Genomic DNA, 24,883 nt, shown 5'->3' with positions numbered 1-24,883 from the left:
CCGTCAGCAGCGACAGTCAGCGAGGGCGATCTTCGTGTCAGACTTCCGCGAGCCACCGTCCCCCGCCTCGAAGGACGAGCCCCCGGCCGTCGATGAGTCGGCGGCCGAGGTGCCGCCCGAGGACATCGTCGCCATCCCGGTGCGGCACTGGGGACGGTGGATCGGCGCCGTCATCGTGCTGGCGCTGCTCGGCGCGGTGGTGTGGGCCTTCGTCCAGGCCAAGATCAACTGGGATGTGGTGGGGGAGTACCTCACCTACGACACCATCGTCGAGGGCGCCGGCAAGACGCTCTGGATCACGCTGCTCGCCATGCTCCTGGGCGTGGTCCTCGGCGTGATCCTGGCCGTGATGCGGCTCTCCGCCAACCCGGTGCTCTCCAGCGTGGCCTGGGGCTATATCTGGTTCTTCCGGGGCACTCCGGTGCTGGTGCAGCTGTTCCTCTGGTACAACCTGTCGTACATCTTCGACACGGTGAACCTCGGGTTCTACAAGGACGAGATGAACGACGTCATGACGCCGTTCCTCGCCGCGCTGCTGGGCCTTGGGCTCAACGAGGCCGCCTATATGGCGGAGATCGCCAGGGCCGGCATCCAGTCAGTCGACCGTGGGCAGACCGAGGCGGCGCACGCGCTCGGGATGAACAACGGCAAGACGTTGCGCCGGATCGTGCTCCCGCAGGCGATGCGGGTGATCATCCCGCCCACCGGCAACGAGTTCATCAACATGCTGAAGACCTCGTCGCTGGTCTACGCGATCCAGTACAACGAACTGTTCCGCGCCGGCAATACCATCAGTTCCCGAAACCTCGCGGTCATGGAAATGCTGCTGGTGGTCACCGCCTGGTACTTGGTGCTCACCACGGTGTTCAGCATCGGTCAGTACTACCTGGAACGGCACTTCGCCAAGGGCAGCCAGCAGGAGCGGTCGCCCACCGCCTGGCACCGGGTGCGCACCCAGCTGACCAGCTTCCGCACCAAGAGTCCCACCGGCCCGGCCGGCGGCTCGGGCGATTCCGGTGGCTCCGGCGGCTCCGGCGGCTCTGACGCGAGTGGAGGGTGAACGCGATGTCCGACGAAGCGGCGTCCGAGCGGCCGGCATCCGACCCGGCCCTGGCCGAGCGACCGACCGTCGACGCCACGGTGGTCGACCTCGCGAAGCCCGGCGAGCCGGCGTCCGACCATCCGATGGTCAAGGCCGAGCGGGTGCACAAGCGCTTCGGCGTGGTCGAGGTCCTCAAGGGCATCGATCTGGAAGTCGCCTTCGGCGAGGTCTCCTGCGTGGTGGGCCCCTCGGGGTCCGGCAAGTCGACCCTGCTGCGCTGCGTCAACCACCTGGAGAAGATCAACGCCGGCCGGCTCTGGGTGGACGGCGAGTTGGTTGGGTACCGGCAGCGCGGGGACAAGCTCTACGAGATGCGGGAACGCGAGGTCGCCCAGCAGCGCCGCGATATCGGCATGGTCTTCCAGCGCTTCAACCTCTTCCCGCACATGACCGCCCTGGAGAACGTGATGGAGGCGCCGGTCCAGGTCAAGCGGGTGCCCAAGGCGGAGGCCAGGGAACGCGCCGCGCTGCTGCTGACCAGCGTGGGCCTGTCCGACCGGATGCTGAACTACCCGGCGCAGCTCTCCGGCGGGCAGCAGCAACGGGTCGCCATCGCCCGCGCGTTGGCGATGGAGCCGAAGCTGATGCTCTTCGACGAGCCGACGTCGGCGCTCGACCCCGAGCTGGTCGGCGAGGTGCTGGACGTGATGCGCAAGCTCGCCGAGTCCGGCATGACCATGATCGTGGTCACCCATGAGATGGGCTTCGCCCGTGAGGTGGGCGACAGCCTGGTCTTCATGGACGAGGGCGCGGTCGTGGAGACGGGCGCCCCGCGCGATGTGCTGGGCGATCCCCGCGAGGAACGCACCCGCGCGTTCCTGTCCAAGGTCCTCTGAACCCCGGGGTGCGCTGAGGCGGCGACGCCGCGACGTTCGGACGTTTGGACGTTCCGGCGTTTGGACGTTCCGGCGAGCCGCCGCCGTGCCGTGGCCGGCCCGCGCCGTCGCGGCGCGGGCCGTCGTAACGGCGGCCGTCGCCGGGCGGGCCCGGGATCGGCCGTCTGGGGTCAGCCGCCGGTCAGCGGGATGGTCCAGGCGCCCAGGGGGGTGCCGTCCACCGGGGTCAGCTGGCCCGACTTGCTCCACCCCTGGGACTGTGCCGTGGTCTGCCCCGCGACGTTGTCCGGCTCGATCAGCGCCAGCGCCACGGAGGCCGTGCCCCGGGAGAGCAGCTCGCGCAGCAGCCGTCCGGCCAGCCCCTGGCGCCGCCGCCGCGGGTGCACCAGCAGCCCGGAGACCACGAACACGCGGCGGGAGTCGGCCAGTTGAGGCAGATCCCGCGCCTCCTCGCGGAATCCCGGCCACCATGAGCCGTACTGCTCGGCGACGAAGCCATAGGCATAGCCGGCCGGCTGTGGATCGCCCGCCAGCACCAGATCGAAATCCGGCTGCTGCACCTCGAAGTCGACGAAGCGGCGCAGAAAGGCCGCCCGATCCGGCGGCGCGCCCGGGATGTCGTCACGCGAGGCGGCGGCATACAGATCACCGAGCTGCTCGCGCTCCGTCTCGGCCTGCCATCTGCTGAGCCGGCGAATGAACAACGTCCCCATGTCAACCTCCCCGAAAAGATTCATCTTTCCACCTCAGGACCGCTTCGGGAATGGGACCGTGCGGTTCTGTATGGAACATGCGGTGGGTGGGGTGGCCCCTGGGCGGTGACCCGGCTAGCGTGCGCGGCATGTTCGCCGCATATGTGAGCCATTTTGACCAGGACCAGCCGCTCAGCGGACTACGTCTCGGCGACCGGCCCGTTCCCGAGGTGGCACCGAACTGGGCACGGGTGCGGGTGCGGGCGGCCTCGGTCAACCACCACGACCTGTGGTCGTTGCGCGGGGTCGGCCTGGGCGAGAGCGCGCTGCCGATGATCCTGGGCTGCGACGCCGCCGGGGTGGACGAGGAGGGGAACGAGGTGGTGCTGCACTCGGTGATCGGTGACACCGGCCACGGGGTGGGCCCGGACGAGCGCAGGACGCTGCTCACCGAGAGGTACCAGGGGACGTTCGCCGAGTATGTGACGGTACCTCGGTGGAATCTGCTGCCCAAGCCGCGCGAGCTGTCCTTCGAGGAGGCCGCCTGCCTGCCGACGGCGTGGTTGACGGCCTACCGGATGCTCTTCAGCCGGGCCGATGTGCGGCCGGGGGACAGCGTGTTGGTGCAGGGCGCGGGCGGCGGGGTGGCCACGGCGGCGGTGATCCTGGGCGCGGCGGCCGGGTTGCGGATGCTGGTCACCAGCCGGGACGAGGGCAAGCGGGCACGGGCGTTGGCCCTGGGCGCCGAGGGGGCCTACGAGCCGGGGGCCCGACTGCCCCGGCGGGTGGACGCGGTGCTGGAGACGGTGGGCTCCGCCACCTGGCGGCATTCGGTGCGCTCGCTGCGGCCCGGTGGCACCCTGGTGATCTCGGGCGCCACCTCGGGGCAGAGCCTGCCGGAGGCCGAACTGAACCGCGTCTTCTTCCTGGAGCTGCGGGTGGTGGGGTGCACCATGGGCAGCAAGGAGGAGCTGGCCTCGCTGCTCTCCTTCTGCCAGGCCAAGGGGGTGCGCCCGCTGATCGACTCGACGCTCCCGCTGGACCGGGCCGGCGAGGCGCTGGGCCGGATGGAGCGCGGTGACCTCTTCGGGAAGATCGTGCTGACTCCCTGACCCGCCGGCCCGCCGGCGCGGGGCCGATCACGCGGGGCCGACGGCGGCGGGGGCCGGCGTCAGGGCCGGGGTGAGCGCAGCATGGCCACCAGATGGGCCGAGGCCACCGAGAGATGGCGGCGGGCCTCCCGCAACTGCTCCTGGCTGACGCCGTGGTCGCGGGCGGCGTCGCGCACATCGTCGCGGAATCTGTCCAACAACTGTTCCAGGGCCCGCGCCGGATCCGCCGGGGGCTCGCCACCCTCCCGGGCCGTGGCGGCGTCCTCGGCCGTGGGCGGCGCCTCGTCCTCCGGCGGCTGGGACCAGCCCCCCGGCCAGGGCGCGTGCGGTTCGACCCAGCGGCTCCAGCCGCCCAACTCGCCGCTGAGGCCGTCGAACCCGGCGCGGACCGCGCCGGGCCAGTCTCCCGCGCTCGCGCGGGAGCGCACCTGCTCCTGGATGCGGCGGGCGGCCTGCTCGAACTGCTCCCGGCCGACCCCGTCGGGGCCGCCCTCAGGACCCTCAGGCCCCTCCGACGCCGGAGGCGCCGTGGAGCGCGCCCGCCTGGCCCCCTGCCTGGCCCATCGGGCGTGCCGCCGCCAGTCCTGGTGGCCCTCGGGGCCCTGGCCCTCCGCCCCGGGGCCGCCGCCGGCCCTGGCGCGGAGGATCTCCTCCCTGAGCTCCTCGGCCGAGCCGCTGACATCCTCGCGGATGCCGGCGGCCAGCGCGGCCAGCGACTCCCCCAACTCGCGTTCCAGCGCGGCCAGTTCGTGCTGGCGGTTGGCCAACTCCCGCTGGCCGTCGGGAGTCAGCGAGTAGACCTTTCGGCCGCCCTCCTCCGTGTGGCTGACCAGGCCCTCGGAGGCCAGCTTCGCCAGCCGGGGGTAGACCGTCCCGGCGGAGGGCGCGTAGAGGCCCTGGAAGCGCTCCTCAAGCAGGCGGATCACCTCATAGCCGTGCCTCGGGGCCTCCGCCAGCAGCTTGAGCAGGTAGAGGCGGAGCCGGCCGTGGCCGAAGACAGGAGGCATCTCACATATCCTTACGGGCGGTGGTGGGGCGGTCGTCTCGCGCCTCGTCGGCGGGGGGCGAGGACGCCTCCACCGCCGGGCCTGGCAGCAGCACCACGGGGCCCGACACGGAGGAGCAGCTGATCGTGCCGGCCCCGGAACCGAGCCTGGCGGAGAGATGCCTGGGGCGCCAGCCACCGACCCGCATCCCGGGAATCGCGCAGGAGATGGCGCCCGTGATCGTCTGCCCGCTGATCGCGGCGTTCGTCTGCTCGGGGACGCGTACCGCCAACTCGCCCGAGATCGTGCCGAGTCGCACATCGGGCGGGGGAGCGGCGTCGGCGATATCGACCACCAGGCTCCCGCTCACGGACTCGGCCTTGAGGCTGGGGCCGCCGCTCTCCAGGGCCGTCAGATCCCCGGAGACGGAGTGGAAGCGCAGCGGCCCCGTGATCGACTGGGCCGCGACGGCCCCGGAGACCGACTCGACGGAGACCCGGCCGCTGAGCCCCACCAGGGTGATGTCCCCGGTGATCGTGTTGACCTCGCAGGGGCCCGAGGCGCCGCTGATCATCATCTCGGCGCCGACCGCGGCGAGCGCGATCCGGCAACCGCGCGGCACTGAGAGGGAGATCACCGCCTCCCGAGGGGCGCGTCGGCGGGAGAGCCAGGGCAGGAAGCCCTGCCACGGCAGATCGCGATAGCCCACGACCAGGCGCTCGCCCGACAGGCTGACCAGCAGCGGTGGGCCGCTGACCGCCGAGACCTCCAGACGGGCGACCGGCTCATCCGTGCCCACCACGTTGACCGTGCCGCCCATCACCCGGACCTCCAGCACCTGGACCGGGTCCTCCGAGAAGGAGAGCTCGCTGGGCTCGGCGATGGACCACTCGTCGTTCCGCGCCATCGCGCCTCCCTTGGATCACGGCCCACCGGCCGGCCACACACGTCCCTGTCGCTTCCGACAAGGAACACGATATATCGCGTGTGGCTCGCGTCAAGGGTCGGGACCGCTCTCGACGTTCGGGCAGTTGCGCGTTCATACCGTGCGCGCCGGCGCGCACCGGCGCGCAAGCCTGTCGTCCTCCGACGCGCCCCCAGCTACGCTCCGGTCTTCCTCGTCTCCCGCGTCTCAGACCCTCAGTCGTCTCCGTCGTCCTCGTCGTCCAACCTGGCCAGCCAGGTGGCGAGTCGCTCGATCGGCACCTCGAAGTCCGGGTTGAGATCCACGAAAGTGCGCAGCTGCTCGGCGAGCCAGTCGAAGCTGACCTCCTCCTCGCCACGTCGCTGGGCGAGTTCCTCGATGCCTCGGTCGGTGAAGTACACGGCGTGCTCCAAGCTCCACTAGGGGGACGCGGTTACGGACGTGATGACGGGGTGGCGGCGTAAAGAAAGCTCAGGATAGGCAACTGTCGGTGGCGGCCGGTAACCTGCCTGCACACGAGGAGCGACGGGGGTCTCATGAGCAGCGAAGTCACCCGGGTCAGCCTGCCGGACGGCACCCCGGTCTGGGCCAGGATCTCGGATGCCGAACAGGTCCAGGTGCCCGAACAGCAGCCGCGCTCCGGCTTTTCGGGCTCCGGCTACACGGACACGGGCATCGCCCAACGCGCGGCGGCCCAGCTGGACAGCTTCCGTGACCTCATCAGCGGCGTCGCCGCCTCGGTCGCCGACGGCGTGCGGGACGCCCGCCCCGACGAGGTCAGCGTGAGCTTCGGCATCGAGCTGACGGCCAAGGCGGGCAAGGTCGTTGGCCTGCTCGCCGACGGCGAGGCCAAGGGCGCCATCACGGTCACGCTCACCTGGCGGGGCACGCCGGGCGTCGGGCCCACCGGGGACGCCACGTGACATGGGGGGACATCGGGGGCGCACGGCCGGTGGGTGAGGACCCCTTCGAGACCCTGGCGCCGCTCATCGCCGCCGCCACCGTGCGCATCCATCCGCCGCCGACCGGGTATGCCGAGGGCGAGCCGCCGCCGCCACCGCGCGGCAGCGGGTTCTTCGTCGCTCCCGAGTGGGTGCTCACCTGCGCTCACGTGGCCCTGGGCGGGGGTGGCGGTCGGGAGGGGAGGCGCGAGGTGGGGCTGACCTTCAAAGGCGTGGACCGCCCGGTCGCCGGCCGGGTGGAGTGGGCCGAGCCCGAGGAGCCGCCGCCCGGCGGCGGCTTCTGGCCGGCCCCCGATCTGGCGCTGGTCCGGCTGCTCGAACCGCCGCCGCCAGGCCCTCTCGGCCCGGGCTGCGTCTGGCTCACGGAGCGCACCGCCCGCGTGTTCACCCGCGATGAGGTCGCCTTCTTCGGCTTCACCGAGGTGGCCGGCGCCTTCGAGGACATCAGCGGGCGCTGCACCATCAAGGGCCAGATGGGCGGGGACGGGCTGCTCCGGCTCGGCAACGAGGACGAGATGCTCGCCGGCGTCTCCGGCGGGCCGCTGGTCGATCTGGCGCGCGGCGAGGTGATCGGTGTGATCAAGGCCCGCAGGGACGGCAGTGACGGCGGGCTCGCCACCTCGGTCGTCCAGTTACGGAGCCTCCCGGACCCGGTCGGCCCGGTCACCGCGCTCGCCGACGACGGCTATCAGCGCGTGCTGCACGCCCATGACACGTTCCACGTCGAGCGCCACCGGGACGGGGCCTCGGACGAGACCACCTGGACGGACGCGCAGAGCGAGCTGACCGCCGGCGCGCCTGGCGCCCTCACCCCAGGCCAACGCGTCGAGTTGCTGGGCCTGTTCGCCGATCTGCCCCCGCCGGTCTCGACCAAGCAGCTGGCCGAGGTGATCACCCGCGTGCGTGGTCGCCCCTACGGGGGCACGCTGCCCGCCCCCCGCGCCTGGCGGGACGGCCTCGGCCTGCTCTACGACCTCAGACAGGGCGTCACCGAGCTGGAGGCGGTGCTGCGCTACGCGATCTTCGTGGCCACCGAGGAGCGGCCCTTCCCGGCGTCGGCTCAGGCCGAGAAGGCCCTGCGGGAGTGGGTGCACCGGCTGGCCGCGGTACTGCCGGGCCTGCCGCGCCGGGTGCGCAACCAGCTGGGCCTTGAGGAGGAGGAGCAGCTGCGGCGCCGCGCCGACCAGCAGCGCCGATCCGCCAGGTTCGACCCGCTCCTGGAGACGGAGTGGGAGCTGCTCGACCTCCCGGAGGAGCGGGCCGGCGAGGTGGATTCCCATGTGCTGCTGGAGATCACGCCGCACGGCTGGGAGCAGGGCCGTTACGACTGGCGGGTCTGTGCCGTCAGGGGCGACGGCCAGCTCACCTCCATCGCGGAGGAGTTCAGGGCGGTCGGCCCGGGCGATCCGCCAGGACCGCTGCGGGCGGCGCTGGCCGAGGCGTTCCGGCGCGGTGACGAGCCGCGCAGCCCGGTGCCGCTGCATGTCGCCGTGCCCTACTCCCTGCTCGGCTTCCCCGTGGAGCGGTGGCGGCTGGCGCAGGACGGGCCCACGCTGGGCGAGCGCCGCCCGGTGGTGGTGCGGTGCACGAACCCGGTGGCGGGCGCCGAGGACAGCGAGGAGATGCGCACGCTGCGGCTCAACCGCTGGACCAGTCAGCATCAGGGGCGGATGGTTCCCGACATACTCGACTGCCACGCCGAGTCCACGGGTTCGCTGCCCAGGACGGTTCCGCTGATCGCTCGCGATCCGGCCACCGTTCCGGTGCTCTGCCACACGCCGGCCAGCGGTGGTGAGCCGGCCGCGCTGCATCGGGTGATGGCCAGCGGGTACAACGTGATCCTGTGGCGACGGGAGATCGCGGAGCGCGATCCGGAGTGCGGCGACTTCCACCAGGGGGTGGCGGGCGCGGTCGGCGGCGCCGGGCAGGCGGGGCGGCTGCCCGCGGCGCTGTGGCGGCTGCGCGAGGCCGCGGCTGGCAGCGCCGCCGAGGCCGGCTGGTCCAGGCAGCTGGCGCTGCTCTACGCCGACCCCCGGGGGCCGTTGCTCGGCGAGGACGACTTTCTGGAGGCGCCGTGAGCGAGCGCGGCCCGGCCAGGTTGACCCGATCCGCCCCGCCCTTCCTCTGGGCGTGGTCCTTCTCCCCGGCTACGGTCGGGAGCGTCGAGGCCGGGCGGTCGCCTGCATGGCGGACAACCGATGAGGAGTATGCGGTGGCAGTCTCTGAAACCAATGGTCAGGAAGGTACCGCCGCCCACGAGTCGGCCGGCGGCGAGTGGTTGATCTACCGCGGCACGGGGGAGCGGCACGAGGGCATCCACGCGCTGCCCAAGCCGCCGCCCTGGCGGGACTTCGACGGTCAGCCGCTGGTCGCGCCGGGCCCGGACACGGACAGCGCGTCGGCGCGTCGGCTGGGCGCGTTCCGGCATCTCGCGGAGATGCATCGGCCCAGCGCCGAGGAGCTGGAGATCATAAACGCGGCGCTCTATCTGCGCCGCCCCCTGCTGGTCACCGGAAGCCCAGGCACCGGCAAGAGCACCCTGGCCCACTCGGTCGCCTTCGAGCTCGGCCTCGGCCGGGTGTTGCACTGGCCCGTCGTCAGCCGCAGTCGGCTGGAGGACGGCCTTTACCACTACGACGCCATCGCCCGCCTCCAGGACACCCAGATCGCCGCCAGCGGCCGGGCCGCCGGGGTGCCGGCGCCCCTGGTGCCCGGCGGGATCGGCAGCTATCTGCGGCTCGGACCGCTGGGCACGGCCTTGCTGCCCACGGCGAAGCCGAGGGTGCTGCTGATCGACGAGTTGGACAAGAGCGACATAGACCTCCCCAACGATCTGTTGAACGTGTTGGAGGAGGGCGAGTTCACCATCCCCGAGCTCCAACGGATCGCGGAGCGCGAGCCCGAGGTCGAGGTGCTCACGGACGACGGCACCCGGGTCACCGTCAGGGACGGCCGGATCCGTTGCCACTCCTTCCCCTTCGTGGTGCTCACCAGCAACGGCGAACGCGACTTCCCCGCCCCGCTGTTGCGCCGCTGCATCCCGCTGGAGCTGGGCCGCCCCGACCACGAGCGGCTGGCCACGGTGGTCAGGGCACATCTCGGCGACGAGCTGACCCGGGTCGGGGAGGATCTGATCAACCGTTTCCTGGAGCGCTCGCGCACCGAGCAACTCGCCACCGACCAGCTGTTGAACGCCATCTACCTCACCCACCACGCCGAGCTTCCGACCCGCGACCGGCTGGCCGACATGCTCATCCAGCGCCTCGATCAACCCAGGTAGGCTCCGATGTCCCAAGCGGCCGGCCGAGACCAACTGGCGTCCCTCATCGGGGCCCTGCGCGGTGCGGGGTTCGATCCCACCTGGGCCGAGCTGTCCGACGCCCTGTGGCTGGCGCAGTACACCGGCGCTTCGGCGCCCGACGCCGGCCACCGGGCCGGCGCGGGTCCTTCGGGGGCGCCCGGCGGCGCGCCGGACGCCCCGGCGCGCGCCGCCCGGGAGAGGCGCACCGACGAGGACGCGCGCCAGGGGAAGGACCAGAAGCGCCCCCGCGCCGGCGCCGGCAGGCTGCCGCGCCCCGAGGACGCCTCGGTGCTGCTCTACGCCGATCCGAGCGGCTCGGGACAGCCGGTCGACGGGCCGCCGGGCGAGGCGCTGCCGGTCGGCGTGCCCGAGGCCAGGGCGCTCCCCGGGCTGCTGGGAATGGAGCGCGCGCTCCGCCCGCTGCGCCGCTACACCCCACCCTCCAGGCCCTCGAACACCGGCCGTGGCCTGAGTCTCGACGAGCAGGCCACCGTGCACCAGACGGCGCGCGCCGGCGGGCTTCTCACGCCGGTCTTCCGTGCCGAGCCACGCGGTCACACGGATCTCCAACTGCTGATGGACGCGGCCCCCGCGATGCGGGTCTGGCAGCGGATGCTGGGCGAACTGGCCGAGGTCTTCGGCCGGTTGGGCGCCTTTCGGGACATCCAGGTCCACTATCTGCACCGCTCGCCCGACGGCAGCCCGGCGGTGAGCCGCCGGTTCGCCCCGGGGGACGCCGCGCTCCGCCCCGCCCGTCAGCTGCGCGACCCCACGGGCCGCCGGCTCACGGTGGTGGTCAGCGACTGCACGGGACCCCTCTGGCGGGAGGGCACGGCGCACCGCCTGCTGCACGCGCTGGCCCGGCACGCCCCCGTCGCCGTGGTGCAGCCGCTGCCCCAGCGGCTGTGGGCGCGCACCCGGCTCCCCGCCAGCTACGGCACCCTGCTGCGCGAGGAGGGCCCGGCCGCCTCGGTGCGGCTGCGGTTCACCGTCGACGGGATGGCCGCCGCGCCGCCGGTCGACCCGGCCGCCGTCGCGGTGCCCGTGCTGCCGCCGACCGCCGTCGCTCTGGGGGCCTGGGCGAGCCTGCTCGCCGGCACCGGCGTGGGCTCGGCGCCAGCCGCCGTGGGCTGGGTGCTGGCCGACCAGCCGTCAGCCGCGCGCCGCCGCGCCCCGGCCGGGGGCGGCCGTTCGGCGGCGGCGCTGCTGGCCAGGTTCCGCGCCACCGCCTCGCCCGGCGCGGTGCGGCTCGCGGTCTGTCTGGCCGCCGCGCCGCTCTTCCTGCCGGTGATGCAGCTGATCCAGCGCACCATGCTGCCCGACTCAGGCCCTGCCGAGCTGTCCGAGGTGCTGCTCAGCGGCCTGCTGCGCCGGCTGGACGGCGCCCTCTCCGACGGCCTCTGGTACGCCTTCGTCGACGGGGTGCACGACGAACTGCTCGCCGAACTCGGCCATGACGAGGCCCTGTTGGTGCTCAAGCACTGTTCCGGCTATGTGACCAGGCGATTCGGCGGCAGCGGCCCGAACTTCCCCGCCCTGGCGCTGGCCCAGCTCGCCGGCGAGGAATCGGGGGGCCCCGCGCGGAACGCCGAAGGCGAGGCCGACGAGGACGGTCGCCCGCTGCCCAGGCCGTTCGCCGAGGTGGCCGCGAAGGTGCTGCGCCGGTTCCTGCCCGAGGCCCCGCTGCCCGCCGGCAGCCCGCCGGGCGCCACCACGCCGCCGCCCTCCCGCACGGTGGGCCGGGCCAGGGCGCTGGCCGCGGCGTACGCCGCTGACGGCCAGGTGCGGCATCTGCTCGACGCCGTCCGGCTGCTGCGGCAGGCCACCGGCCGACGCCCGGCCGAAGGCCACCGCACCGACCCGGAGCTGTGGAGCGAGCTGGCCGAGCAGCTGCTGCGGCTCTGGCGGGTGCAGCGCGACGGGGAGTTGCTCGACGAGGCCAGGGTCGCGGCGGCGACGGCCGCCGCGCATCTCGGCCCGCCGCGCGGTCGGACGGTGCTGGCCCGGGTGTTGCACGCGGCGGCCGGGGAACGCCAGGCCGCCGGCGATATCAGGGGCGCGCTGGAGCTGTGGCGGCAGGCGGACCGCGAGTTCGCCGCCGCGCACGCCACGCCAGGACTCGACCGGGAGGCCGCCCTCGGGATCACCCTGGACCGCGTCGAGGTGCTCACCGCGCGGTGGCGCCTCGGCGGCGACACCGCCCTCCTACAGGAGAGCGTGGGCATGGTCGAGGCCGTGGCGGACGCCTGGCCGGCGGACGAGCGCCAGCCCAGCGGGCTGTGGCTGGCGCACGGCCGGGCGCTGCTGCGGCTGGCCGACGCGGCGGTCGAGGCGGAACGGGCCCGGGTGCACGCGGGTCAGGCCGCGGACTCGCTCCGCCAGGGCTGTTGGGCGCTGGAGAGCGAGAACGCGCCGGCGCACGCCCGGGTGCGCGCCCTGCTCGATCTGGTCGACGCGCTGCTCCGCACCGAGCACGAGTGGCAGCGCGCCGCCGAAGTGGTCGAGTCCGCCTCCCGGTTGGCGGAGGATCCTGGGCAGCACGCCGCCTGCCTGACCAGGGCGGGCCGCATCGAGATGCGTCGGTTCGGGGCCGAGGGCGAGGCGTCGGCCCTGGAGGCGGCGGCGGCACGGTTCGAGCAGGCGAGCCGCACGGTCTCCCGTGACCGCCCGGAGTACAGCGCGCTGATCGAGGAGTGGGGCGAGGCCCTGCTGCGCCGGGCCAGCCGCGAGGACGGCGGGCCGTTCGTGTCCCGCGCGGTCCGGGTGCTGCGGGACTGCCGCATGGAGACGGCGGCGGACGACGTCAGGTTGCCGAGAAGGCTGTTGCTGCTGGGGCAGGCGCTGACCGCCCGCTACCGGGACACCGTCGACATGGTGGATCTGCGGGAGGCCGAGTACCTCTTCCAACGCGCCGCCCGGCACGCGGCGGAGCCGTTCACCGAGGCCACCGCCTATCTGGAGCTGGGCGACACCCATCGCCGGTCGTTCGGGCACACCCGGAGCGTCGAGCGGCTCGACCAGGGGGCCGAGGCGTATCGCCGTGCCGCGACGGCCGCTCGGGCCGCCGAGGCGGACGCGATCGACCCGAAGGAGCCGGTGCGGCTGGCCGCGACGGCGCTCCACCGGCGCGGCCTGGCCTTCGAGTCGGCCAGGCGTCCGCTGGCGGCGGGTGAGGCGTATCGCTCCGCGCTCCAGCAGTGGCGCCGACTTCCCGATGGCGAGAAGGCCGGCGCGGAGACGGTCACCCGCCTGGAGGCGCTGCTGCGCTCCCGCTGAAGCCCGCGCGGCGGACGGGGGCCGCTGACGGCGGTCGGGGCGACTGCGGCGGGGTGCACGCGGCTCGCCGCCGTCCGGCGAGGTGCTGGTGCTCGGGTGGGGGACGGGGAGTTGGTGGCCGCTCGTCGGGTCCCGGTGTCGGGTGTGTGGCGGTCCTCCGCCGGGAGCGGTCCGCTTGCCGCCCGTCGGCTGGTGGGAGGTTGCTGGTCACGATGGTTGGGGCGCGGGGCGCGGGGCGCGGAGCGCGCGTGGCTCGTCGGGTGGGCAGTTGGCCGATCGCGGGTCGTCGGTGCGCGGCTTGCCCGCCCGTGAGGCTGGTGGTGGTCCGCCGGGAGGCCGTGCGCGGTGTCGGGCGATCGTGGGGCGGCGCGTGGTCGTTTCCCGGGAACTCGCTGGCCGGTCCGGTGGGGAGCGGAGCAGAGTGGTGGGTATGACGGCGATGACTCCGGAGTTCCTGCCCGGCCTGCGGCTCTCCCGGATCCTCTACGAGGAGGCGGTGCGCCCGCTGCTCGACAAGGAGTATCAGGGGCTGCGGTACGCCGCCGCGCGGGTGGGCGCGGGGTCGGAGGTGCTCGGGTTCGACACCGCGCGCTCCCCCGACCACGAGTGGGGGCCTCGGCTGGAGCTGTTCCTGACGCCGGAGGAGGCCGCCGAGCACGGCGCCGAGCTGCGGCGGCTCTTCCGGGAGCGGCTGCCCAAGGAGGTGCGGGGCTGGCCGACGCACTTCCACCACGAGGATCCGGACGATCCGGTCGGACTGATGCGGCCCACGGACGGCCCCGTCAACCACCGGGTCTCGGTGGGGGACGTCCACGGGTGGTTGACGGAGTGGCTCGGGAGCGGCGCCGGGGCCCTGGTCGGCGCGGGGCCGCGCGACTGGTTGGCGATGCCGCAGCAGCGGCTCGCCGAGGTCACCGGCGGGGCGGTGTTCCACGACGGCCTCGGCACGCTGACCGAGGCGCGGCGTCGTCTGGCGTGGTATCCGGACGAGGTGTGGCGGTATCTGCTGGCCTGTCAGTGGCAGCGGATCGGGCAGGAGGAGGCGTTTGTCGGGCGGTGCGCCGAGGTCGGTGACCAGCTCGGTTCGGCCGTGGTCGCCGGCCGGTTGGTGCGGGATCTGATGCGGCTCTGTCTGCTGCTGGGGCGGCGGTACGCGCCCTACAGCAAGTGGTTGGGGAGCGCGTTCGGGCGGCTGCCCGTGGCGGAGCGGCTCACGCCCTCGCTGCTGGGCGCGCTGGGCGCGACGGAGTACCGGGAGCGGGAGGCGCATCTGTGTGACGCCTACGAGGCGGTGGCCGGGCTACAGAACGAGGCGGGGCTGGCCGAGTGGGTGGATCCGTCGCGTCGGGGTTTCCACGGACGGCCGTTCCTGGTGCTGGGAGCCGACCGGTTCGCGCGGGCGTTGGCCGCGAAGGTCACCGATCCGGTGCTGCGGGGGCTGCCGCTGTCGGGCGGGGTGGACCAGTGGTCGGACAGCACGGATTTCCTCGGGCTGCTCGGCCCGGGGCGGGCCGCGATCGACGCCCTCGGGTGAGCGCCCGGGCGCCGGCGCGCGCCCGGCCGGGGCCCTCGGGAGGGGCGGTGCGCGTTTCTGAGGGGAGTGGGAGGGGAATCTCCGGTGAGGCTCACTGTGCGGGATCGGTGGGGAGGGGTCATGTTCATTCGTTCGCAGGAAACAGTTTCGGCTGGGGCTCTGTCGGAGCTGCCCGATGTGTTGGGGCTGAGCCTGGCGGAGCTGCGGGAGATCGACCATCCGGTGCTGAACACCGTGCTGGCCGAGCTGCGCGAGCGGGTCGCGCGTCCGTTGGAGACGATGTGGGACTTCACCGAGACCCCGCCCCTCTAGCTGACCGCTTGCCCCGGGTAACTTTCAGCCCGGTTGCGGTAATTACCCGACCGGAAAAGACCGGTTGAGTTTCGGTATTCGGCCGGATCGGAATCGTCCCCTTCCGACGATCCGGCATGGGACCTGGTTCGGAGGGGACGGACGCGCGGTGGAGAGCAGGGGAGAGGGAGCGGGCGCCGGGCGGGTCGCCCCGGTGCCGTTCCGGCAGTTCGTCGTCAAGGTGAACAGCCGTTGCAACCTCGCCTGTCGCTACTGCTACATGTACTTCGCCGCCGACGACGGCTGGCGCGAACAGCCCGTCAGCGCCTCCCCCGAGACGCTGCGATGGATCGCGCGGCGGATCGGCGAGCACGCCGCCGCCCATCGACTGCCCGCCGTCTCCCTGGTGTTGCACGGCGGGGAGCCGCTGCTCACCGATCCGGCGGTGCTCGGCGGCTTCGCCGAGCGGGTGCGGGCCGAGGCGCCGGCCGGATGCCGGGTGCATGTCAGCCTGCAAACCAACGGCACCCTGCTCACCGAGTCGATCCTCGGCGTCCTCGCCGAGCACCGGGTGCGGGTGGGGCTGAGCCTGGACGGTGGCCTGGCACACCACAACCGGCGGCGGGTCGACCACGCCGGCCGCGCCGCCTGGCCGGGAGCCAGCCGGGCGGCCAGGATGCTCGCCCAACCCCGCCACCGCGACGCCTATGCGGGCGTGCTCTGTGTGATCGATCCCGCAAGCGATCCGATCGAGGTCTATCAGTCCCTCCTGGAACTCGATCCGCCCGCCGTCGACTTCCTGCTGCCGCACGGCAACTGGACCCATCCGCCCCCCGGACTCGACGGGGCGGCCGAGGACACCGACCGGGCGACCCCCTATGCCGACTGGCTCTGCGCGATCTTCGACCGCTGGTGGCACGACGACCGACGCCGGGTGAAGATCAGGATCTTCGAGGAGTGCCTGGCCGCGCTGCTGCGGCTGCCCACCGCCGGCGGGCTGTTCGGGCTGCGCCCGTTCACCGCCGTGGTGATCGAGACCAACGGGGACATCGAGCAGATCGACTCGCTCAAGACGGCCTACCCGGGCGCCGCCGCCACCGGACTCTCCATCGCGCACCACACGTTGGACCAGGCGCTGCGGCATCCGGGAGTCGCCGCCCGCCAGGCCGGCGCCGCCGCGCTGGCCGACGCCTGCCGCCGCTGTCCGCTGCTCGCCGTCTGCGGCGGCGGGCACTACGCGCACCGCTACCGCGCCGGAGCCGGCTTCCGCAACCCCTCCGTCTACTGCGCCGACCTCACCAGGCTGATCCGGCATCTCGCCGCGGCGCTGCGGCAGGCGGTTCCGTCATGACCGGGCGGCCGGCCGGCGCGCTGAGCGCCGCCCAGCTCGCCGAGCTGGGCCGCACCGAGGGGGCCCCATCCACCCTCGCCGCGCTCAGCGCCGGCCAACACACCCGCAGGCTGCTGCTGTTGCGGGTGCTCCTCGACGCCATCCCGGCCGCGCCGCCCGAGGCCGCCGCCCGCGCCGCCGAGCACACCGCGCTCCTGGAGAGCGCCGAGCGGGCCGCGCCGGAGGCCGCCCGCCGGGTGCTGTTCTACCCCCTCACCGGCACCTGGGCCGAACGCTGCGCCCACCGCCTCGCCACCGGCGCCGGCGACGCGGCGGCCCGCGATCTGGCGCATCTCGGCGGGCTCGCCGCCGCCGCCGCGATCCGCGCCGGGCTCGACTTCCGCATCCGCACCACCGTCACCGCCGGCCGGGTCGCGCTGCCCACGCTCGGCGCGCTCACCACCGCGTCCCCCGACGGCGGCCCGGTGGAACTCGCCGCCCATGCCGGCCGGTTGACGCTGCGCCTGCCGGACGAGGCCCCCGTCTCGCTGCGTCCCGACCCGGCGGGGCACTGGCGCTCCGGGGACCCGCGCTGGGTCGGGCTGCACGCCCTGGACGGCGGCCCGCACCCCGTGCTGCTCGACGATCTCCACCCCGGCCGGCCCGCCCCCCGGGACACCGGGCACGCGCACGCGCTGCGCCCCGCCGAACGCGCCAGATGGTCAGGGCTCTGGCGCGCGGCGCTGCCGCTGCTGAGGCTGGGCGGCGCCGCCCGAGCCGCCGAACTCGCCCTGCTCGACTGCATCGTCCCGCTGCTGCTGCCGGCCGATGAGCACCAGGGGCACATCAGCTCCACCAGCCCCGGGGCCTTCGGCGCGGTGCTGGCCAGCGCCCCGCCCAACGCCGCCCTGCTGGCCGCCGGGCTCACCCATGAGCTGCAACACGCCAAGCTGGCCGCCGTCGGCACGCTGAACCCGCTGCACCACGAGGGGCCGAAGGCCCGGCACTGGGCCCCCTGGCGCCCCGACCCCCGCCCCTTCGACGGGCTGTTGCACGGCGCCTACGCCCATCTGGCGCTCGCCGGCTTCTGGCAGCAACTCGCGCTGGGGTTGCGCGATCCGGGGGCGCGCGAGACGGCGTGGGCGGCGCACAGCCGTTGTCATTTGCAGGTGGGCGCCGTGCTGCCCGCCCTGCGCGCCGCCCGGCGGCTCACCGACGACGGCCGGGTGTTCGTGCGCGCCCTGGCCGAGCGGCACGAGGAGTTGGGCTCGCCCGCGCCCCCCGAGGGCCACCTGGTGCGCGCCCGGGCGTATGTGGACACAGCGCGGACCGTCTGGCTGCGACAGCACGCCCGCGGCACGGTTACCTGACAGAGCTGAGGTGTATGTTTCCCAAGGGGGTAGCTGACGGGGCGTCGGCTCCGCTCCGCATCCGATCGAGCGGTCGACGCCGATCGCCGCAGTCGATGAAGTCGGTCGCGTGGCCGCTGAGGGAGGGCTCCGTGCAGGGTTCGGCTTACACCGTGGTTCCGGCCGCCGAGGGCGAGCAGATCACCGTCAGCTTCGCCGGGTACAACAGGCCCTGGGCGGTATGGATCGCCGACCGGCTGGAGCGCTACGGCTGGCAGGTCGCGTTCCAGCGCTGGGACCCGCCGATCGAGGCGCCGCTGGCCGAGGCGCTCAGCGATCTGCTGCTGGTCGAGGGCCGGATCCTGGTGATCCTGAGCGACTGGTACTTCAAGCTGGGCCCGCGCACCGACCAGGAGTGGAACGAGGCGCTGCGCGCCGTCGTCGCCCCCAACACCCGCCGGTTCACCGCCGTTTCCGTCTCCACCAGCCCGATGCCCACCGCGTCGGCCGCCTTCGGGGGCACCACCGAGCTGTGGGGCCTCGGCGCGCGGGAGGCCGAGCGGCGGCTGATCCAGCTCTTCGGCGGCGTCCGGGACCGCGATCCCTCCTTCGACACGCTCGGCGGCGCCCACCGGCCGCGCTTCCCGATGGACCTGCCCCATGTCTGGGGCGGGGTGCCGCGCCGCAACACCCGGTTCACCGGCCGGGAGCGCACCCTCCAGGAGATCCACGACCAGTTGCAGAGCGCCGAGCCGGGCGCGGGCGTGGTCGCCCTGCACGGCCTCTCCGGCGTGGGCAAGACCCAGGTCGCCGCCGAGTACGCGCACCGGTTCGCCTCCTCCTACGACCTGGTCTGGTGGGTGCCGGCCGACCAACGCGGCACGCTGCGCCAGCGGTTGGCCGAGCTGGCCCCCGCGCTCGACCTCAACACCGGCCCCGAGTACGGCGAGCGGCTGCGGGCCGTCGGCGACGCGCTGCGCCGGGGCGCCCCGTATCGCCGCTGGCTCGTGGTGCTGGACGACGCGGACCAGCCGGACGCCATCGCCGATCTGCTGCCCTCGGGCCCCGGCCATGTGCTGATCACCTCACAGAACCAGGAGTGGAGCGCCTACAACAGCAGCCCGCTCCCCGTCCCGGTCTACGAACGCGAGGAGTCGGTCGCCTTCGTCCGCCGCCGCGCTCCCCGAATCCCCGCCGCGGACGCCGACCGGCTCGCCGAGGCGCTGGGCGATCTCCCGTTGGCGCTCGACCAGACGGCCGGCTGGCTCAACGACTCCACGATGACGGTCGCCGAGTATGTGGAACTCCTCCACGACGACGGGGACATCGAGGTCGGCCTGCGCGTCGCCGGCGATTTCCGCAAGTCCTATCCGATGACGTTCTCCATCCTGCTCAACCGGCTGCGGGAGACGGTGCCGGAGGCGGTGGAACTGCTGCGGCTCTGCGCCTTCTTCGCGCCCGGCGCGCTCCCCGTGCAACTGCTGCGGGACATCCCGGCCGAGCAGCTGCCCGAGCAGCTCACCGGCCTGATGTCCGATCCGCTGCGCTGGAACACCGCGATCAAGAAGCTGGCGCAGTACTCGGTGATCCAGTTCGACCCCTCCAACGACGAGGACGATCCGGAGGCCGCCGGCACCATCCACCTGCACCGCATGGTGCACCAGACGGTACGGTCCGGTATGTCCGAGGCGGATCGGGAGCTGTTCTCCCGCGCCGCGCGGCGCGGGCTCGTCGCCGCCGATCCGGCGGTCGCCACGGACACCCGCCGCTGGGCCAGGTTCGCCCGCATCGTGCCGCATCTGGACCCCTCGGGCGCGCTGCGCAGCCGGCACGCCTCGATGCACCGGCTGATCTACAACTGCCTCCAGTACCTCTACCTCGCCGGCGAGTACTCGGCGGGCATCCAGCTCGCCGAACGCACCGAACGCGCCTGGCGCGAGGTGTTCGGCGAGGAACACCCGCTGATGGCCGGCCTGGCCTCGCTGCACGCCACGCTGCTCCGCGCCACCGGCGAGTACGCCCGCACCGAGCGGATCAACCGCGGGCTGCTGGCCCGCCTGGAGGCCGAGGGGCAGACGCAGGGGCTCGACGCCCTGCGGGTGTTGGAGGGCCTCGGCGCCGACCTGCGTGGGCTCGGGCGCTACTCCGAGGCCCTCCAGGTGAGCGAGCAGGTGCTCGCCGGCTGCCGGCGGCTCATCGACGAGGAGGACTTCCGCACCCTCAACGCCCACAACAACCTGGCCGTCACCCTGCGGCTGCTCGGCCGCTACCAGGACGCGCTCGCCGAGGACCGCCACACCCTCAGGGCCCGCAGGGAGCTGCTGCGCGCGCGCAACAACGCCTCCCTCTCCTCCGAGATCGCCTACGCGCTGGATCTGCGCCTGCTGGGCCGCTACTCCGAGGCCCAGTCCGTCCAGGAACAGAGCGTGGAGGTACACCACGCGGTGATGGGGCCCGACAACCCCCAGACCCTCCACGGCGAGCTCAACCTGGCGCTCTGCCTGCTGCGTTCGGGCGACCGCACGGCCGCCAACGAGCGGCTGGCCGCCCTGCTGGAGCGCGCCGAGCGGGTCCTGGGGGATCGCTCCCCGCTCACCCAACGCATCGCCGCCTGCTACTCCTTCGTGCTGCGCGCCCATGGCCAGCTGGATCTGGCCCGGAAGATCGGCGAACGCACCATGCTGCGCTACCGCGAGGCGCTGGGCCCGCACCACCCGTACACCATCGGCACCACGGCGAACCATGCCCTGTTGCTGCGCGCCGCCGGCGAGCGGGCGGAGGCGCGGTCCATCAACGAGACATGCCTGACGCGGATGACGGAGGCGCTGGGCCCCGACCATCCCTGGACGTTGGGTACCGCGCTCAACCTCAGCGCCGACCGCAATCTGGACGGCGATGTGGAGAGCGCGGCCCAGCTGAGCCGGGACACGGTGCGCAGGGCCGGCCGATTCCTCGGCGGGAAGCATCCGTTGGCGCTCTCCGCCAAGGTCGCGCACGCCACCGATCTGCGGAACCTCCGGCAGCGCGCGGAGGCGGACCGGGCGGAGACCGAGGCGATCTCCGGCCTGATCGCCACCCTGGGCTCGCAGCACGCCCACACCGTCAGCGCCCGCGCCCGGGTGCGCCCCTTCTGGGACTTCGAGCCGCTGCTCACCTGACCCGGCCCGGTATCGAAGAGGCACAGAAGCAAGGAAGCACAGAAACGGGGCCACCGCGTGTGCGGTGGCCCCGTTCCGTATCCCTCAGCGCGTCAGCGGCGCCTCAGGGCCTGTCACAGCCCGAACACCTCGTCCAACAGGGCCTGCTGCTCCGCCTGGTGCCGCTTCGCCGAGCCGACGGCCGGCGAGGAGGAAGCGGGGCGGGTCACCGGGATCAGCTGGCCGGGGATCTCCACCGCCTGCGGCAGGTTGAGCGCAACAAACGGCCAGGCGCCCTGGTTGGCCGGCTCCTCCTGGGCCCAGACCACGCGCTCGGCGTGCGGGAACCTGGCCAGCTCGGCGCGCAGCTCCTCGCTGGGCAGCGGGTAGAGCCGCTCAAGACGCACCAGCGCCACATCGTGGGCGCCGCGCTTCTCCCGCTCGGCCGCGAGGTCGTAGTAGACCTTGCCGCTGCTCAGCACCACCTTGCGCACCTGCTGCGGGTCGGCCTCGGCGTCCCCGATCAGCGGCCGGAACCCGCCGGAGGTGAACTCCTCGGCCCGCGACGAGGCGGCCTTCAGCCGCAGCATCGACTTGGGGGTGAAGACCACCAGCGGCTTGTGGTGCGGGTTGTGCACCTGCCAGCGCAGCAGATGGAAGTAGTTCGACGGCAGGGTCGGCGCCGCCACCGTCATGTTGTTCTGCGCGCACAGCGCGAGGAAGCGCTCGATCCTCGCCGAGGAGTGGTCGGGCCCCTGGCCCTCGTAGCCGTGCGGCAGCAGCAGCGTGACGCCGGAGGTCTGGCCCCACTTCTGCTCGGCCGACGAGATGAACTCGTCGATCACGGTGGCCGCGCCGTTGGCGAAGTCACCGAACTGCGCCTCCCACATGACCAGCGCCTCGGGCCTGGCCAGCGAGTAGCCGTACTCGAAGCCCATCGCCGCGTACTCGCTCAGCAGCGAGTCGTAGACGTTGAACCTGGCCTGGTCGTTCGACAGGTAGAGCAGCGGGGTGTAGTCCTCGCCGGTCTTGCGGTCGATCAGCACCGAGTGCCGCTGCCCGAAGGTGCCGCGCCTGGAGTCCTGGCCGGCCAGCCGGACCGGGGTGCCCTCGATCAGCAGGGAACCGACGGCCAGCAGCTCGCCCATCGCCCAGTCGATGGTGCCTTCCTCGACCATCGCCGCGCGCCGCTGCAACTGCGGCAGCAGCCGCGGGTGCACGGTGATCCGCTCGGGGATGTTGACCTGCGACTCCGCGATCCGCTTGACCACCTCGCCGGAGACGCCGGTCTCCACCGTGACGGGGAAGTCGGGGCGCGGCAGCTGGACCTCGGCGGGGGCCGGGGTGACCGTGGCGTCCCTGACCTCCTTGAAGACCTTCTCCAACTGGCCCTGGAAGTCCTGAAGGGCCTGCTCGGCCTCCTCCAGCGTGATGTCGCCCCGGCCGATCAGCGACTCGGTGTACAGCTTGCGCACCGAGCGCTTCTTGTCGATCAGGTCGTACATCAGCGGCTGCGTGAAGGACGGGTTGTCCGTCTCGTTGTGGCCACGGCGCCGGTAGCAGACGAGGTCGATCACGACGTCCTTGTTGAACGCCTGCCGGTACTCGAAGGCCAGCCTCGCGACCCGACACACCGCCTCCGGGTCGTCCCCGTTGACGTGGAAGATCGGGGCCTCGATCATCCGGGCCACATCGGTGCAGTAGGTGGAGGACCTGGCGGCGGCGGCCGTCGCGGTGTAGCCCACCTGGTTGTTGATCACGATGTGGATGGTGCCGCCCGTGCGGTAGCCGCGCAGCTGCGACATGTTGAGCGTCTCGGCGACCACCCCCTGACCGGCGAAGGCCGCGTCACCGTGCAGCAGGATCGGCAGCACCGTGAAGTCCTTGCCGCCCCGGCCGATGATGTCCTGCTTGGCCCTGGCGACGCCCTCGACCACCGGGTCGACGGCCTCCAGATGCGAGGGGTTGGCGGTCAGCGAGACCTTGATCTGCTCCCCCGACAGGCCGGTGAACGTGCCCTCGGTGCCCAGGTGGTACTTCACGTCGCCCGAGCCGTGCATCGACTTGGGGTCGAGGTTGCCCTCGAACTCGCGGAAGATCTGCGCGTAGGACTTGCCCACCACGTTGGCCAGCACGTTGAGCCGGCCGCGGTGCGCCATCCCGATGACGGCCTCGTCCAGCTTGTCGGCGGCGGCCTCGTCCAGGACCGTGTCCAGCAGCGGGATAACCGTTTCCCCGCCTTCGAGCGAGAAGCGCTTCTGGCCCACGTACTTGGTCTGGAGGAACGTCTCGAACGCCTCCGAGGCGTTCAGCCGGCGCAGGATGCGCAGCTGCTCCTCGCGCTCGGGCGCGCTGTGCGAACGCTCCACCCGGTCCTGGATCCAGGTGCGCTCCTTGGGGTCCTGGATGTGCATGTACTCGATGCCGGTGGTGCGGCAGTACGAGTCCCGCAGCACGCCCAGGATGTCCCGCAGCGTGAGCATCGACTTGCCGGCGAAGCCGCCGACCGCGAACTCCCGCTCCAGGTCCCACAGGGTGAGCCCGTGCTCCGTGATGTCCAGGTCGGGGTGGCGCCGCTGCTTGTACTCCAGCGGGTCCGTGTCGGCCATCAGATGGCCGCGCACCCGGTAGGAGTGGATCAGGTCGAAGACCCGGGCCGCCTTGGTGACCTCGTCGTCGTGGTTGACGTCGATGTCCCGGTGCCAGCGGATCGGCTCGTACGGGATGCGCAGCGCGGCGAAGATGTCGTCGTAGAAGTCGTGCTCGCCCAGCAGCAGCTGGCTGAGCTGCCGCAGGAACTCGCCCGACGCCGCGCCCTGGATCACCCGGTGGTCGTAGGTGCTGGTCAGCGTCATGACCTTGGAGATGCCCAGGCGGTTGAGGGTCACCTGCGAGGTGCCCTGGAACTCCGCCGGGTACTCCATGGCGCCGACGCCCAGGATGACGCTCTGCGCCGGCATCAGGCGGGGCACCGAGTGCACCGTGCCGATGCCGCCCGGGTTGGTCAGCGAGGCGGTGACGCCGGAGAAGTCCGCCATCGTCAGCTTGCCGGTGCGGGCGCGGCGGACGATGTCCTCGTACGCCTGCCAGAACTCGAAGAAGGAGAGCGTCTCGGCGCGCTCGATCCCGGCCACCACCAGCTGGCGGTCGCCGTTCTTGTTCACCAGGTCGATCGCCAGGCCGAGCTTGACATGCTCCGGCTTGACCAGGGTGGGCTTGCCGTCCTTCTCGACGAACGAGTGGTTCATCGCCGGCATCGCCTTCAACGCCTGCACCATCGCGTAGCCGATCAGGTGCGTGAAGGAGACCTTCCCGCCCCTGGCCCGCTTGAGGTGGTTGTTGATCACGACGCGGTTGTCGAAGAGCAGCTTCACCGGGACCGCGCGCACCGAGGTGGCGGTGGGCACGTCCCGGGAGGCGTTCATGTTCTTGACGACGGCGGCGGCCGGGCCGCGCAGCGTCACCAGCTCGGGACCGGCCGGCGCCTCCTTGGCCTCCGCCTTGGGGGCGGCCTGGGGAGCCGGCTTCGCCTCGGCCTTGGGGGCCTGTGCCTGTGCCTGTGGCTTGGGCTCGGGGGCCTTGGCCGGCGCGGCGGGCCGCGCTGCCTGGCTCGGCGCCGGCGTGGCCGGCCCGCTCGGCGCGGCCGGTTGGGCCGGCGCAGCCGCGGGCGCGCTCGACCGCGGCTCGGCGGCGGCCTGCCCGTCGGCGGCCGGCTTGGTCTGGGCCGAGTCGCCTCCCGGCTGGTAGTCGGCGAAGAAGTCCCACCAGGCCCGGTCTACCGAGTTCGGGTCCTGGAGGTACTGCTGATAGATCTCGTCAACAAGCCATTCGTTGGCTCCGAAGCCGGCGGCAGAGTTCTTCTGCGCTTCTCGATCGGCGTCAACGCTTGAGGTGTTCGGGGACTGTGGCGACACGGCGGCAACCGCCCTCTTCCGCTTCGCAAGGTCATGGACAGCGGAAATCAAGGCTACGCCCCTGGGCGCCCCCGGCGCAGTCCGCACCCGCCATACGTGGCCTACACCACACCGAAGTCCGTGTTTCGAGGCAAGA

17 protein-coding genes are annotated in these 24,883 nt (G+C 72.8%); 12 read left to right on the top strand and 5 right to left on the bottom strand.

The features are described 5' to 3' along the window. Positions 1–34: 34 nt before the first annotated feature. Entirely contained in the window at positions 35–1,060 is a 1,026-nt protein-coding gene (locus tag K4G22_RS08445) for an ABC transporter permease subunit (RefSeq protein WP_425336629.1), read from the top strand. A gap of 125 nt (positions 1,061–1,185) precedes the next feature. Continuing rightward, the gene (locus K4G22_RS08440) at positions 1,186–1,938 is read left to right on the top strand and encodes an amino acid ABC transporter ATP-binding protein (protein WP_228083999.1); all 753 of its coding nucleotides are present in this window, start codon (positions 1,186–1,188) and stop codon (positions 1,936–1,938) included. A gap of 170 nt (positions 1,939–2,108) precedes the next feature. On the opposite strand, the gene K4G22_RS08435 is transcribed toward K4G22_RS08440, so the two are convergent. Beyond that, the gene (locus K4G22_RS08435; RefSeq protein WP_228079270.1) at positions 2,109–2,651 is read right to left on the bottom strand and encodes a GNAT family N-acetyltransferase; all 543 of its coding nucleotides are present in this window, start codon (positions 2,649–2,651) and stop codon (positions 2,109–2,111) included. A gap of 128 nt (positions 2,652–2,779) precedes the next feature. On the opposite strand from K4G22_RS08435, the gene K4G22_RS08430 reads away from it, so the two are divergent. Next, a complete protein-coding gene (locus K4G22_RS08430; protein WP_228079269.1) occupies positions 2,780–3,742 on the top strand; it encodes a zinc-binding dehydrogenase in 963 nt (320 codons plus the stop codon). A gap of 59 nt (positions 3,743–3,801) precedes the next feature. On the opposite strand, the gene K4G22_RS08425 is transcribed toward K4G22_RS08430, so the two are convergent. The 3 genes from K4G22_RS08425 to K4G22_RS08415 form a co-directional block, all read right to left on the bottom strand. Then, entirely contained in the window at positions 3,802–4,749 is a 948-nt protein-coding gene (locus K4G22_RS08425; RefSeq protein WP_228079268.1) for a PadR family transcriptional regulator, read from the bottom strand. A 1-nt stretch (position 4,750) separates the two neighbouring features. Continuing rightward, entirely contained in the window at positions 4,751–5,635 is an 885-nt protein-coding gene (locus K4G22_RS08420; RefSeq protein ID WP_228079267.1) for a DUF4097 family beta strand repeat-containing protein, read from the bottom strand. A 233-nt stretch (positions 5,636–5,868) separates the two neighbouring features. Then, a complete protein-coding gene (locus K4G22_RS08415) occupies positions 5,869–6,054 on the bottom strand; it encodes a DUF6104 family protein (RefSeq protein ID WP_228079266.1) in 186 nt (61 codons plus the stop codon). Positions 6,055–6,189: 135 nt separating this feature from the next. Between K4G22_RS08415 and K4G22_RS08410 the strand changes: the two genes are divergently transcribed. The 9 genes from K4G22_RS08410 to fxsT all read left to right on the top strand — a co-directional run bounded on the left by K4G22_RS08410 (position 6,190) and on the right by fxsT (position 20,854). Beyond that, positions 6,190–6,576, top strand: a complete 387-nt coding sequence (locus tag K4G22_RS08410; RefSeq protein ID WP_228079265.1) for a CU044_2847 family protein — start codon at positions 6,190–6,192, stop codon at positions 6,574–6,576. Between the two features lie 29 nt (positions 6,577–6,605). Beyond that, on the top strand, positions 6,606–8,693 hold the full coding sequence (locus K4G22_RS31625) for a VMAP-C domain-containing protein (protein WP_265590220.1): 2,088 nt from the start codon (positions 6,606–6,608) through the stop codon (positions 8,691–8,693). A 134-nt stretch (positions 8,694–8,827) separates the two neighbouring features. Further along, complete coding sequence (locus K4G22_RS08395; protein WP_228079264.1) at positions 8,828–9,895, top strand: AAA family ATPase; 1,068 nt, start codon at positions 8,828–8,830, stop codon at positions 9,893–9,895. Between the two features lie 6 nt (positions 9,896–9,901). Beyond that, positions 9,902–13,192 (top strand): SAV_2336 N-terminal domain-related protein, encoded by a 3,291-nt coding sequence (locus K4G22_RS08390; protein ID WP_228079263.1) that lies wholly within the window; start codon positions 9,902–9,904, stop codon positions 13,190–13,192. 430 nt (positions 13,193–13,622) lie between these two features. Beyond that, the gene (locus K4G22_RS08385) at positions 13,623–14,726 is read left to right on the top strand and encodes a DUF4037 domain-containing protein (protein WP_228079262.1); all 1,104 of its coding nucleotides are present in this window, start codon (positions 13,623–13,625) and stop codon (positions 14,724–14,726) included. A 120-nt stretch (positions 14,727–14,846) separates the two neighbouring features. Further along, positions 14,847–15,038: an FxSxx-COOH cyclophane-containing RiPP peptide gene (gene fxsA / locus K4G22_RS08380; protein WP_228079261.1), complete on the top strand. Its 192-nt coding sequence runs from the start codon at positions 14,847–14,849 to the stop codon at positions 15,036–15,038. A gap of 148 nt (positions 15,039–15,186) precedes the next feature. Beyond that, positions 15,187–16,368, top strand: a complete 1,182-nt coding sequence (locus K4G22_RS08375) for an FxsB family cyclophane-forming radical SAM/SPASM peptide maturase (RefSeq protein ID WP_228079260.1) — start codon at positions 15,187–15,189, stop codon at positions 16,366–16,368. Further along, on the top strand, positions 16,365–17,717 hold the full coding sequence (locus K4G22_RS08370; RefSeq protein ID WP_228079259.1) for an aKG-HExxH-type peptide beta-hydroxylase: 1,353 nt from the start codon (positions 16,365–16,367) through the stop codon (positions 17,715–17,717). Before K4G22_RS08375 ends, K4G22_RS08370 begins: the two co-directional genes overlap by 4 nt. A 131-nt stretch (positions 17,718–17,848) precedes the next feature. Continuing rightward, positions 17,849–20,854 (top strand): FxSxx-COOH system tetratricopeptide repeat protein, encoded by a 3,006-nt coding sequence (fxsT, locus tag K4G22_RS08365; RefSeq protein ID WP_228079258.1) that lies wholly within the window; start codon positions 17,849–17,851, stop codon positions 20,852–20,854. A gap of 113 nt (positions 20,855–20,967) precedes the next feature. Here the strand turns inward: fxsT and K4G22_RS08360 are convergent, their stop codons facing one another. After that, on the bottom strand, positions 20,968–24,747 hold the full coding sequence (locus K4G22_RS08360; RefSeq protein WP_228079257.1) for a multifunctional oxoglutarate decarboxylase/oxoglutarate dehydrogenase thiamine pyrophosphate-binding subunit/dihydrolipoyllysine-residue succinyltransferase subunit: 3,780 nt from the start codon (positions 24,745–24,747) through the stop codon (positions 20,968–20,970). Between the last annotated feature and the right edge of the window lie 136 nt (positions 24,748–24,883).

The sequence above is a fragment of the Streptomyces profundus genome (assembly GCF_020740535.1).
GTDB lineage: Bacteria > Actinomycetota > Actinomycetes > Streptomycetales > Streptomycetaceae > Streptomyces > Streptomyces profundus.
This window is presented reverse-complemented; position numbering and strand designations above follow the sequence as displayed.

Coding starts and splice junctions, on each gene's coding strand:
- K4G22_RS08440 (WP_228083999.1), top strand. CDS start 1,186: ATGGTCAAGGCCGAGCGGGTGCACAAGCGCTTCGGCGTGGTCGAGGTC.
- K4G22_RS08435 (WP_228079270.1), bottom strand. CDS start 2,651: ATGGGGACGTTGTTCATTCGCCGGCTCAGCAGATGGCAGGCCGAGACG.
- K4G22_RS08430 (WP_228079269.1), top strand. CDS start 2,780: ATGTTCGCCGCATATGTGAGCCATTTTGACCAGGACCAGCCGCTCAGC.
- K4G22_RS08425 (WP_228079268.1), bottom strand. CDS start 4,749: ATGCCTCCTGTCTTCGGCCACGGCCGGCTCCGCCTCTACCTGCTCAAG.
- K4G22_RS08420 (WP_228079267.1), bottom strand. CDS start 5,635: ATGGCGCGGAACGACGAGTGGTCCATCGCCGAGCCCAGCGAGCTCTCC.
- K4G22_RS08410 (WP_228079265.1), top strand. CDS start 6,190: ATGAGCAGCGAAGTCACCCGGGTCAGCCTGCCGGACGGCACCCCGGTC.
- K4G22_RS08390 (WP_228079263.1), top strand. CDS start 9,902: ATGTCCCAAGCGGCCGGCCGAGACCAACTGGCGTCCCTCATCGGGGCC.
- K4G22_RS08385 (WP_228079262.1), top strand. CDS start 13,623: ATGACGGCGATGACTCCGGAGTTCCTGCCCGGCCTGCGGCTCTCCCGG.
- fxsA (WP_228079261.1), top strand. CDS start 14,847: ATGTTCATTCGTTCGCAGGAAACAGTTTCGGCTGGGGCTCTGTCGGAG.
- K4G22_RS08370 (WP_228079259.1), top strand. CDS start 16,365: ATGACCGGGCGGCCGGCCGGCGCGCTGAGCGCCGCCCAGCTCGCCGAG.